Annotated in this window: 12 protein-coding genes and 1 other annotated feature (1 of these 13 cut by a window edge); all 12 genes read right to left on the bottom strand. The window is 46.1% G+C overall.

Features of this window, described 5'->3' with window-relative positions; all coding sequences use genetic code 11:
• Positions 1 to 547 precede the first annotated feature (547 nt).
• Positions 548 to 2,176, bottom strand: coding sequence for a LysM peptidoglycan-binding domain-containing protein (locus C170_RS29880; RefSeq protein ID WP_051446929.1), 1,629 nt, complete (start codon positions 2,174 to 2,176; stop codon positions 548 to 550).
• Between the two features lie 195 nt (positions 2,177 to 2,371).
• A complete protein-coding gene (gene ilvE, locus C170_RS01655; protein WP_017692630.1) occupies positions 2,372 to 3,256 on the bottom strand; it encodes a branched-chain-amino-acid transaminase in 885 nt (294 codons plus the stop codon).
• Between the two features lie 148 nt (positions 3,257 to 3,404).
• Positions 3,405 to 4,277: a prephenate dehydratase gene (gene pheA / locus C170_RS01650; RefSeq protein WP_036605917.1), complete on the bottom strand. Its 873-nt coding sequence runs from the start codon at positions 4,275 to 4,277 to the stop codon at positions 3,405 to 3,407.
• Positions 4,274 to 5,242 carry a homoserine kinase gene (thrB, locus tag C170_RS01645; RefSeq protein WP_036605916.1) on the bottom strand — a complete coding sequence of 323 codons (969 nt, stop codon included), beginning with the start codon at positions 5,240 to 5,242 and terminating at the stop codon, positions 4,274 to 4,276. The genes pheA and thrB overlap by 4 nt, the downstream gene beginning before the upstream one ends.
• Positions 5,239 to 6,309, bottom strand: a complete 1,071-nt coding sequence (thrC, locus tag C170_RS01640) for a threonine synthase (protein ID WP_036605915.1) — start codon at positions 6,307 to 6,309, stop codon at positions 5,239 to 5,241. Before thrC ends, thrB begins: the two co-directional genes overlap by 4 nt.
• Before the next feature lie 117 nt (positions 6,310 to 6,426).
• The gene (locus tag C170_RS01635; protein WP_036605914.1) at positions 6,427 to 7,713 is read right to left on the bottom strand and encodes a homoserine dehydrogenase; all 1,287 of its coding nucleotides are present in this window, start codon (positions 7,711 to 7,713) and stop codon (positions 6,427 to 6,429) included.
• A 58-nt stretch (positions 7,714 to 7,771) separates the two neighbouring features.
• Positions 7,772 to 8,209, bottom strand: coding sequence for an ACT domain-containing protein (locus C170_RS01630; RefSeq protein WP_017692625.1), 438 nt, complete (start codon positions 8,207 to 8,209; stop codon positions 7,772 to 7,774).
• Between the two features lie 228 nt (positions 8,210 to 8,437).
• Positions 8,438 to 9,748, bottom strand: coding sequence for a GTPase ObgE (obgE, locus tag C170_RS01625; protein WP_036605913.1), 1,311 nt, complete (start codon positions 9,746 to 9,748; stop codon positions 8,438 to 8,440).
• Between the two features lie 17 nt (positions 9,749 to 9,765).
• Positions 9,766 to 10,563, bottom strand: a complete 798-nt coding sequence (locus C170_RS01620) for a Spo0B domain-containing protein (protein WP_017692623.1) — start codon at positions 10,561 to 10,563, stop codon at positions 9,766 to 9,768.
• 90 nt (positions 10,564 to 10,653) lie between these two features.
• Entirely contained in the window at positions 10,654 to 10,965 is a 312-nt protein-coding gene (gene rpmA, locus C170_RS01615) for a 50S ribosomal protein L27 (RefSeq protein ID WP_017692622.1), read from the bottom strand.
• Between the two features lie 23 nt (positions 10,966 to 10,988).
• Complete coding sequence (locus C170_RS01610) at positions 10,989 to 11,318, bottom strand: ribosomal-processing cysteine protease Prp (protein WP_036605912.1); 330 nt, start codon at positions 11,316 to 11,318, stop codon at positions 10,989 to 10,991.
• A gap of 14 nt (positions 11,319 to 11,332) precedes the next feature.
• Complete coding sequence (gene rplU, locus C170_RS01605; RefSeq protein WP_017692620.1) at positions 11,333 to 11,644, bottom strand: 50S ribosomal protein L21; 312 nt, start codon at positions 11,642 to 11,644, stop codon at positions 11,333 to 11,335.
• A gap of 14 nt (positions 11,645 to 11,658) precedes the next feature.
• Positions 11,659 to 11,724 (bottom strand) — a sequence feature (ribosomal protein L21 leader region); it runs 19 nt beyond the window's last position.

The raw sequence follows: 11,724 nt of genomic DNA, 5'->3' as shown, positions 1-11,724 counted from the left end.
TAAAGTATTGAAAAGAGCGATAAGCTCATTTTGAATCTGACGAGATTAAAAATCTCATTTGTGCTCCAGTCGATCCAAGCCAAGGCTTGTCTCCAACTTTCGCGTTCATTCTGCAAGCAGAATGTTTACTCACTCGTTGTTCAGTTTTCAAAGATCAAACTTGTTTCATCATCTCTTGTGTTTCCCGTGTCAGCACTGTGTTTCAGCGGCGACTTAAATAATATATCATACGGCTGAATGTAATGCAACAGTTTTTTCATTTCTTTTCTTTAGTAGTTTTACAACAGCTAAAGCTATCAATATCCGTACCCTATCTTGTCCTATCATATTAGGTCATGCTCATAGGGTACAAATATTTTAACATATTCATGAAAGGGTTTACAATAACTTCTTAATAAAATGCTTTCTATTATTTCCTGAGCAACTATCTCCGTTATGTGCAACTCAATGTTCACTCAAGTAAGCGGGAAGCCAGCTCTCTATTACAGAGCTGGCTTCCCGCTTATATAACAGGTCCCTCACTTATTCATCAATCACAATCCTCAGGTTAGTTTTGTATCCATGGATTACGACGCTTTTTATCGGATTTCCGTTGGTTGGAAGTAGCTGCACCCTCTCTGGATGTTTTCCCGGACACGGATACCTTGGATTTATTCTTCAGAGGAGCCTTGCTTGTTCTGCGTTTTGCAGCGGCCGGCTTATTCCCTGCTTGCTTAGACTTCCCTTCCGAATCTGATCCAACCTCTTCAATTGCTACCTGACTTAAGTTAGCGTCTTCACGCCCCCCTTTTTTGCCACCCTTCCCTTGCCCCTGAGGAGGATACATTTCACCAAATGCTCCAAGCGGGGACGGGGGAACCATGTTCTGAGTAGGGTACGGATTCTGATAAGCATACTCAATAGGCTGGTTTGGCATCGTTGATGTGGACATTTCAGGCGGCATACCGTACGAAGGACCGTACATATTCCATGCCGGATCCTGATAACCATGAGAAGGATAAGTATACTGAGGCATATGTGTATGTGAGCCACATCCGCATGGAGGGTACGGAAGCATTGAGTATGGAGATATGAAAGGCGGCTGATGATTCATATGACTAGGTGCTGCATATGTTGGGAATGGACTATTCACTTCGCCAGCTGGCGCAATCGGAAATGAGTTGTTTTGCATTTCTGCGGACAGATTCGGCATAACGTTATTGTGGTTATAACCCTGCTCCGCGCCAGTCCACGGACTGTTAGGCAGATCACTGCCACTATAAGGACTAACTTCCGGAATCCCTGGAAACGCCGCATTGTTACTCGCTCCTGCCGTGTACATGTCTTGCTGAGCACCATACACCTCTTGTACAGGAACCGGGATTTGAACATAAGGGTGCTCGGCTGGCGCATGATGCAACTTATTACCACAACCACAAGGTTTTTTCGTTGCTGGTGCAACCTCAGTTGGAGACTTTGTATTAGGCATTACAGGCAAAGGCATAATTTCAGGCGATAGATTAGGCATTGTGTATTTCTTGGATTCTGCTACCGGTTTTACATAAACTTCGGGTTTAACCTCTTCTTTTTTGTGCGTTTCCTTTTCGGGTTTCACTTCAGGAAGCTCCGGTAACTGCGGCAGTACCTCCAGTTCAGGCTTCACATTCGGCTTCTCCGTATTGGCTGGTGGTGGAGCAGGCACTGGGACCGGAACAGGAACCTCTGCTACCGGAGCAGGGGGAGTTGGCGCTACTGGAGCCGGTGGTTCCGGTTCTTTGACTCCCGTATATTCCTTACCTTCAGGTGACAACTTTTCTTGAGCAGCAATGTTGCCGGCACCCGAATTAGATGTGCTGTTTCCTTGTGCGTGCATAGATGGAATATAAACTGTCTCCCCCACCAGCAGAGCGTTCGGATTTTTCAACTGTGGATTGGCATTGACCATGTCTTTTAAAGGAACTCCCCAGGCTTGTGCCAATTTCCATAACGAATCTCCTTGCTGCACCTTGTGACTGTGGAGCACACCCTCCGGCTTCGGTGTTACTGGCTCTGCAGGGATTTTGACCTTCATACCAATATCCAACTTGTCGGGATTTGTGATTTGCGGATTAGCCGCGATCAATTTGTCCAGCGCTACATTGTATTTTTGGGACAGCAGATATAATGTGTCGCCTTTTTTCACCATGTGTATTTTCACAGGGAACTAACCTCCTAGACGTCATACTTGGGCAGTACATTCGCCCATACCGTTACTACATCCTATGCAGAAACCGGGCTAATGACATCAACTAAACAAAAAAAATCCTCCTGTCTCCAAAATCCCCATACACCAGGTATGCAAAATTTTATCGGACAAGGAGGATTCCTGTTCCCTATGTTATGCAATTCTAACTTAAGATTCCCACACTTTATATCCATCTTTGTCAACAATCTGACGGAATGCTTCCAGCAGTCTCAGCGTTACCGGACCTGCTACTCCCGTGCCAATTGTTCTTCCATCGACTTCATATGCAGCGATAACTTCTGCAGCTGTCCCGGTGAAAAAGACTTCGTCTGCGATATACACATCATGCAGGGTGAATGGCACTTCTTTTAATTCAAGCTCCAGTTCGCCACATAGATCGATAATCGCTTGACGTGTAATCCCTTCAAGTGCTCCGAGATAACAAGGCGGCGTATACACTACACCATTTTTGATGATGAAGATGTTATCACTTGAACCCTCAGTAACGTACCCTTGGGAGTTCAGCATAATCGCTTCACCAGCACCTGAATAGTTAGACTGGATTTTAACTAGGATGTTATTCAGATAGTTTAACGATTTAATTTTCGGATTCAATGCGTCCGGAATGTTCCGGCGTTGAGATACAGACACTGCTTTCAATCCAGTAAGATAAGCTTCCTCCGGATAGATCGCCAATTGCTCCACGATGATGATTACGGATGCCTTAGGGCAACGTAACGGGTCCAACCCCAGATTACCAGGGCCACGCGATACAATAAGACGAATATAACCATTACGCATATCATTGCGGCGCACCGTTTCAGCCATGACTTCCAGCATCTCATCAATGGACAGCGGAATGTTCAAACTAATGGATTTTGCCGAATCATACAAACGATCCAAGTGGGCCTTACATCTGAAAATATTTCCGTTATAGATCCGAATACCTTCGAAAATCCCGTCTCCATACAAAAATCCATGATCATACACTGAAACGGTTGCGTTCTCCTTGGTCACATACTGACCATCCAAATAGATCCATTGTTCTGCCACTGATGACTGCACCTCCATAAAATATCCATTCCCTGTACTCCGAAACGTTATTAACCCGTCCATTGTACACCAAATGACAAGCCATTACTCGCTCATTCTACCCCGACTTATGACAACCTTCTAACATTCCCAAACACCATCAGGTCAATTATCTCGAAGGATATGTATAACAAGGATAGCTACCCAGAACGCGCACCTGACAATTCAATGCTTCAATCTCTGCCATGGCTGCGGTAAGCAATACCGAATCGACCGTTTCCACAACATCAATGTAAAAATAGTAACTGCCCAATCGTTTCTTCGTTGGACGAGATTCGAGACGGGTCAAGTTCAGCTTCCGCCATGCAAAAGCTGACAATACCTGATGCAACGCACCCGGTGCATCTTCTGGCAACGTCACCAGCAAGCTGGTTTTTACATGATCCGGTTCACGTGGAATGTTCACAGGTTCATGGCCAATGAGCACAAAACGGGTGTAGTTGTTGTCATGATCTGTAACCCGTTCAGCCATAATGTCCAAGCCATGCTTCTGAGCAGCAAGCTTTGTACCGATCGCCACCCAGCCCTTACCTGGATTTTTTTTCACAATTTCTACAGCTTCGGCTGTACTGTTCACACCTTCAAGCTCCGCCCCAGGCGAATGCAGCCGAATAAAATTCTGACACTGCGGAATAGCCACAGGATGAGACATGATCTTGGTAATTTTACTAAAATCATACTCGCCGCTCTCCGTCTTAAATTCCGAGCCATGTCCAATGACATTCTGGATGGATGGGTATACCCACTCCGCTTGCATCGGAATGTCCACTTCATTCACAAGCCAGTCCATATGAAGACTAACGGAACCCTCAATGGTATTCTCGATCGGAATAACACTGTATTGTGCATTTCCGCTATCCGTTGCTCTAAACACATCCGAAATCAGCTTGGAATGAAGCAAATCTAATGGTTCTCCGTTGAAAAGGAAATCAATTGCCTCATGAGAGACTGAGCCTTCAGGTAATACTGCAATTCGTTTCATGCATTAACTTCCCCTTTGATTCGGTCCAGAAAAGGACGTTCGTCTTGATCAGGCAGCACGGTTACACCATCCAAATCCGGATCGAGCCACAGTGCAGAAGCAGATATGCCCTCCCGCTCCATAGTGTCCAGCAAATATTGTTCCAATCCCGCTTTCCGGGTGTCATGACGATCTACCAAAGTCAATACGGTCGGTCCAGCTCCGCTCAGGGCAGCTCCCAACGCTCCATGATCAACAGCATGTTCCAATATCTCAGCCATGCCTGGCACCAATGATGCCCGATATGGTTGGTGAATTCGATCTGACATCGCCTTCTGAATCATATCCAGTCGTCCACTCGCCAAAGCGGCAACGAGCAGTGAGGATCTGCTAATGTTATGCACCACATCAGACATGCCAAATTGCTCTGGAATTACATTCCTTGCTTTTGAAGTAGACAGCTGGAATTCAGGTACAATAACCAAAGCCTGCAGATCCTGGTGTGGTTCAATACGTATATGATCTACCTGTTGACCATTCCATGCAGCCGTAATAATACCGCCATACAGAGATGCTCCAACATTATCAGGATGCTTCTCGAGGGATGTGGCCATATCCAGAAGCTTCGCATCGGATAAAGGAGCACCAATTAATGCATTCGCTGCTGCCAATGCACCAACGATGGCTGATGCACTGCTCCCGAGTCCCCGCGTAAGCGGAATATCGGAATACATGGAAATCTCCAATTCAGGGATGGATACCCCAGCTTCATTGAATACCATCTGTGCCACTTCGTAAATCAAATTCGATTTATCTGTTGGCAGGCCTGTCAAATGATTGCCGTGAAGATGAAATGACGTCTGCTCGGCAGGTTTCATTTCCAACCAGGCATACAAAGACAATGCCATGCCCAGGGTATCAAACCCCGGACCGAGATTGGCTGTGCTTGCAGGTATTTTTACGGTTAGCTTTTCACGCAAACTCATACAGATTGCTGCTCCAGTTGTGCAATGGCCGCCATTACTGCTTCTTCCGTATCTTCAACAACAAGTGGCTCAGTCGCTACTGTTTTGATCGCAATATTAGGATCTTTCAGGCCATTACCTGTCAGTACACAAACTACAGTCTCTCCGCCTTTAAAGTACCCTTCACTCTTCAGTTTGTATACACCGGCAAGGGAAGCCGCAGAAGCAGGTTCAGCAAAAATTCCTTCCCGAGAAGCAAGTGTACGATACGCTGTCAGGATTTGTTCATCCGTTACATAGTTGATCTGTCCACCAGATTCCTCAGCTGCAGCTACTGCCGTTTTCCAGCTCGCCGGATTACCGATTCGAATTGCTGTTGCTACCGTTTCAGGTTCAAGAATCGGCTCACCTTTGACAATGGCCATCGCACCTTCTGCTTCGAAACCAACCATACGTGGAAGCGTGTTGGATTTACCTGCCTCTTTATATTCTTTGAAGCCTTTCCAATAAGCCGAGATATTACCCGCATTACCGACTGGGATAGCCAGAACGTCAGGCGCTTCGCCAAGTTGTTCAATAACTTCAAACGCCGCTGTCTTCTGTCCTTCAATCCGGAATGGATTCACAGAGTTTACAAGCGTGATTGGATGTTTGGCTGTGATCTCACGCACAATCTCCAGTGCACGGTCAAAGTTACCATTAATCGCGATCACTTTAGCTCCATAGATCATGGCTTGGGCCAGTTTACCCAATGCAATGTTGTTATTCGGGATTAGTACGATACAATTGAGGCCACCACGTGCGGCGTAGGCCGCTGCAGCTGCTGACGTATTACCTGTGGATGCACACATGATCGTACGGCTGCCCTCTTCCATAGCTTTGGCAACAGCCATAACCATACCGCGGTCTTTGAAAGATCCCGTAGGGTTCAAACCTTCGTATTTGAAATAGACATTCAAACCGAGTTCCTCAGACAGATTCTCTGCATGAATCAACGGTGTATTTCCTTCCTGAAGTGTAAGCAGGGGTGTATTTTCATTAACTGGAAGGTGCTCTCTGTATGTTTGCAAAAGTCCTTGATATCTCATTGTGGGTAAACTCCTTTATGTTTTAATAATCTGAAATGATGACCTGTTGAAACGGATATGATTAACTTGTACGTTATAACTGAAATAATTTTGAGGTGCCGTATGGAATAAGGACAATTATCCTTCGACCCGGTAAACACTCTTAATGCGGCGAATGACGCTGAGTGATTCAAAATGTTTTAACACTTTATCCATGCTTGCCTTACTTGCATTATGTGTAACGATAATGATCTCGGCATCCGGGTTGTGCTCATTCGGCTGTTGAACAACCGACGCCAGACTGACATCATATTCTGCGAAAATTTGTGTGATTTGTGCCAATACACCGGCTTTGTCGTCTACGTGTAGTAAAATAAAGTTTTTCGACACGATTTGCTCGTCGCTTTGTAGTCGCTTAATCTTATAAGGCACAATTGCTTTGAGACCGTTCACGCCAAGTTTAAGGTTTTTGGTAACCGCCACAATGTCAGCTACAACCGAAGTTGCCGTTGGGAGTTCTCCCGCACCCGCACCGTAGAACATCGTCTCACCTACAGCTTCACCGTGTACATATACTGCGTTGAACACACCGTTGACTGAAGCAATCGGGTGATTCTGTCTAACCATTGTCGGCTGAACGCTGATCGTGATCTCATCGCCAATACGGTCCGCAATACCAAGTAACTTCATCTCATAGCCCAGTCTTTTGGCATACATAATGTCTTCACGAGTTACGGAGGATATTCCTTTAACGGTTACATCCTTCAACTCCACATTGGTACGGAAACCGAGTGTACTCAAGATCGCCATTTTGCGAGCTGCGTCAAGTCCCTCCACATCGGATGTTGGATCCGATTCGGCATATCCCAGAGCCTGTGCTTCAGCCAGTACTTCTTCATAGGATGCACCTTCCTGACTCATTTTGGTCAGAATAAAGTTCGTTGTTCCGTTCACAATCCCCATAATGCGGGTAATCCGATCAGAAGAGAAACCTTCAATCAGCGTACGAATGATCGGAATCCCTCCAGCAACACTCGCCTCATAGAACACGTCACATTGTTTTTCCTGTGCCTTCGCCAAAATCTCTGTACCATGCAGTGCCATGAGATCTTTGTTTGCTGTTACGATATGTTTCCCACGTTCCAACGCTTCAAGAATATACTCCTTCGTCTGATCAATGCCGCCCATGACTTCAACGATGACATCAATATCCGGATGACGAATGACTTCCCAAGGATCTTCCGTAAGCTTGGCACGGTCTACAGCAATAACACGTTCTTTCTCTGTATTTTTCACTGCGATCTTCTCGATGATAATCGGCGACCCAACCTGACTGCTCAGATCCTCCTGATTCCCTTCCACAATGCGAACGACTCCCGTTCCGACAGTTCCCAGACCCAACAATCCGACTTTTACCGGTTTCACTAACGATCTACCCCCTAATGTCTATTCTTGTCCGTCAGTCCTGTATGTTAAAGCCTAATTACCCTTGGCCTACAATACGTGTACGTCTTACGCCAGGCATATCTTGCATTCGATCCAGCATTTCACCAATTTCGCCATGAAGATGTGTCGTTTCCACCGAAATGACAACATTGGCTCTTCCTTGAAGCGGGATACTCTGATTAATCGTGAGTACGTTAGCTCCATAACCAGCTACATGTCCAAGCACACGAGACAAGATCCCCGACTGATGCTCCAGATCAATGGAGATCGTTACAATTCTCTCGCGCTCAAGCTGGTTGATCAGATGAATTCCATCTTTGTACTTGTAAAAGGCACTCCGGCTTAATCCGACCTGTTCAACCGCCTCATGCACTGTTTTAACATCCCCAGAAGCCAGTAGTTCTTTTACCTGCATGGTCTTCACCACTGCCTCTGGTAAAATATCTTCCCGTACTAAGTAATAGCGTTCGTTCACAGAACGTCCTCTCCTCAAAGACTCATGTATTCATATAGTGGACATTATATAGGATCTATGACAAAAGGGCAATACATGACACGCCTATTTTTTGAAATACGTTCCTCACAGTATACAAGTTTATTCCTCTCCCATGTCAGGAAAAAACAAAAAAACGCAGAGTTGCGGGTCAACTTCCCACTTCTCTGCGTTCCTATATCAATCTGTCTCTCCACGGAAGACGGCTACTTAGTAGTAACTGCTACCTTCCACGAATTCGAATTCAAAGTCTCCAATACGAACGATGGTACCTTCTACAGCTCCGCGCTTACGCAACTCAGCGTCCACACCCATATAACGCAATGTACGTGCGAGCTTCAGTATAGCTTCATGCGAGTTCAGTTGCATCCGTTTCATCATGCGGTCAATCTTGGCACTTTCGACAACGAACATTTCGTTCTCACGCACAATTTTGAAACCATCGTCTTCTTTTTTGTCCAGACTATATACTTTACGTTCAGATACATCTGCTACCTCTTCAACCACTCGCTCGTCTGGAGCCTGATCCAGCAGATCAGCTGCACGATACAGAAGTTCTTGAATCCCTTTACGAGTCAAGGATGAAATTGGCATCACTTCAATATCAGGTTGAACTTCACGAACTTGCTGTAAAAATTGCTCCAGGTTCGCTTCAGAGTCTGGCATATCCATCTTGTTAGCTGCTACAACTTGCGTTCTCTCGGCGAGAAGCGGATTGTACAACTTCAATTCGTCATTGATTTTCTGCCAGTCTTCAAAAGGATCGCGTCCTTCCGAACCCGACATATCTACGACATGAACAATAATCCGAGTACGCTCGACATGACGTAGGAACTCATGTCCCAGTCCGACACCTTCATGCGCACCTTCAATCAGTCCAGGCAAATCGGCCATAACGAAGCTTCGGCCTTCTCCTACACCGACTACACCCAGATTCGGTGTAATGGTTGTGAAATGGTATGCACCGATCTTTGGCTTGGCTGACGAAACGACAGAAAGCAATGTAGATTTCCCGACACTCGGGAAACCAACCAGACCAATATCTGCCATCACTTTCAGTTCGAGTACGATGTAACGCTCTTGTCCTTCTTCACCATTCTCGGCAAGTTCAGGTGCAGGATTGTTCGGTGTAGCAAATCGGATGTTCCCTCGTCCGCCCCGACCACCACGAGCAATAACAACCTGTTGACCGTGACGTGTCATATCCGCCAGTACTTCTCCACTGTCTTCATCCAAGATGATAGTTCCTGGTGGAATGCGTACAATCATGTTCTCCGCGTTTGCACCATGCTGACTTTTGTTACGTCCCTTCTCACCACGTGGGGCCTTGAAGTGACGCTGGTAACGAAAATCCATCAACGTCCGCAAACCTTCATCCACCCGGAAAATGATGTCAGCTCCTCTGCCTCCATCGCCCCCGGCAGGTCCGCCGTTTGGTACATACTTCTCACGACGGAACGAAATAATTCCGTCCCCTCCGTCTCCGGCTTTTACATAAATCTTCGCTTTATCTACAAACATTGGTTAACCCCTTCTTCCTATATTCCACACGGCATTCTGAATTGTATAAACGTATCCTCAGACGGAAACTGCTCCGTTCTGACTTTTTTTCCTTTGAGTACGGCAGTAAGCTGCCGCAGTGTTTCCGGATCGGGTGTTTGATCCCCGTCCAGTCGGACAACCACATCTCCATGATCCTGTCCGAAGTTTAAGGTCAGTTTGCGAACCTCTCCCCAAGAAGACCGGCCGCCGCCATATTGATAGGCCCTGATTGCATCCGCAATCGCCCCGGTAAGTGACTCGCCATCCTCGGGAGAGACCAGAGCACTAAGCTGCAACTCATCTTCTATTTCCACATGCAATTCCAGCGCAATTCCACTGGCGCGAAAAGACTGAAGATAAAATACGAGGGAAGGAATACCTAATCTGGAGATTCGGCTTTCTTCTGTAACCCGCTCTTTTATTCTTTCCACACATTGCAAGGATTTATCAAGTTTGCCCAGCCGAAGATATCCATATAACACCTGAAGGTCGTTCATCCAGTCGTGTCGATGATGATTTAATGAAGCAATTGCTGTTTTTTCCATGGATTGTATGATGGCTCTGCGTTCCGCCTCCGCCTGTTTCTTCATCGCATTCACAGAAATGAGCAATACTGCGACGGACCACAATGCGCACACGACGCTTGAGATCATCGCCGGATACAACATAACGAAAACCAAAGGAATCAGAAGTGAACATGCCGCAATCCACGGCACTCTTTTCCAAGATTTCATGGCTTCTCCCCGTTCTACAAAACTCGGTTGGTCTACACCCACCGTAACCAAGTATAACATGTCTTTTCTGCCAGTTCATTATCGAATAACCGTTGAATACAAAAAACCTTCGGCAAAAATGCCGAAGGCTCCTTAGGCGGAATGCCGATATTACGCTTCTACTGCTGCTGCTACAGGAGCAACATTAACAGGATAGATGCTTACTTTTTTGCGATCGCGTCCCCAACGTTCGAATTTTACAACGCCGTCGATTTTCGCGAACAAAGTGTCATCTTTACCGATGCCAACGTTAGTTCCTGGGTGAATTTTCGTTCCGCGTTGGCGAACGAGAATGCTACCACCAGTTACAGTTTGACCATCAGCACGTTTAACACCCAGACGTTGAGCATTACTGTCACGTCCGTTCTTCGTGGAACCTACACCTTTTTTCGATGCGAATAACTGAAGATTTAATTTCAACATGATTGGTTGTCCTCCTTCTTTGCTTATTTGAATTGCTGTATTTTAATATACTTCCCGTATGACTCTGCAATATTAGAGAGCATAACCACCATGGATTCGAGTAACAATTGTACCTGGGACCAAGTTTCCCCTCTCTCTAACAAAGGTAAAGAACCGCTTAAAAAGCCATTCTTCATCTTGGCATCCATTTCGACACCGGTCAATGTTTCAATCGAGTTCACCGTACCCACTGTAACAGCGGATACCCCGGCACATACGATGTCTTCTCCCCGCTTGGCAAAATTAGCATGCCCTTCAATGGAAAAACGTTCGATGTTCCCGTCCTCATCACGAAAGATTTGAACGATAATCACTTATCGCACCTTCTTTACGCTTTGATTGTTTCGATAGTTACTTTAGTGTACGGTTGACGGTGACCTTGCTTCACATGGTAGTTCTTTTTAGGTTTGTATTTGTATACGATAACCTTTTGTCCTTTGCCATGTTTCTCCACTTTAGCCGTTACAGTAGCTCCGGAAATCAATGGTGTACCTGCTGTCAAACCTTGATCGTTAGATACAGCCAGGACACGGTCGAACGTTACGCTTTCGCCATCGTTCGCAGTCAATTTCTCGATGAACAGTACATCGCCCTCTTGGACTTTGTACTGTTTGCCGCCTGTTTCAATAATTGCGTACATTTGCCTTGCACCTCCTCATGTCTCAGACTCGCCCGTTCTCAGGTGACAGTGTCCTTGCGGAACTGTTCTTATACCCGGCC

This window comes from Paenibacillus sp. FSL H7-689 (genome assembly GCF_000517905.1).
In the GTDB taxonomy this organism is placed as follows: domain Bacteria; phylum Bacillota; class Bacilli; order Paenibacillales; family Paenibacillaceae; genus Paenibacillus; species Paenibacillus amylolyticus.
Note: the sequence above shows the minus strand (reverse complement) of the source record. Positions and strands in the feature narration are given on the sequence as shown.

Coding starts and splice junctions, on each gene's coding strand:
- C170_RS01620 (WP_017692623.1), bottom strand. CDS start 10,563: ATGTTATACTTGGTTACGGTGGGTGTAGACCAACCGAGTTTTGTAGAA.
- rplU (WP_017692620.1), bottom strand. CDS start 11,644: ATGTACGCAATTATTGAAACAGGCGGCAAACAGTACAAAGTCCAAGAG.
- pheA (WP_036605917.1), bottom strand. CDS start 4,277: ATGAAACGAATTGCAGTATTACCTGAAGGCTCAGTCTCTCATGAGGCA.
- rpmA (WP_017692622.1), bottom strand. CDS start 10,965: ATGTTGAAATTAAATCTTCAGTTATTCGCATCGAAAAAAGGTGTAGGT.
- thrB (WP_036605916.1), bottom strand. CDS start 5,242: ATGAGTTTGCGTGAAAAGCTAACCGTAAAAATACCTGCAAGCACAGCC.
- obgE (WP_036605913.1), bottom strand. CDS start 9,748: ATGTTTGTAGATAAAGCGAAGATTTATGTAAAAGCCGGAGACGGAGGG.
- thrC (WP_036605915.1), bottom strand. CDS start 6,309: ATGAGATATCAAGGACTTTTGCAAACATACAGAGAGCACCTTCCAGTT.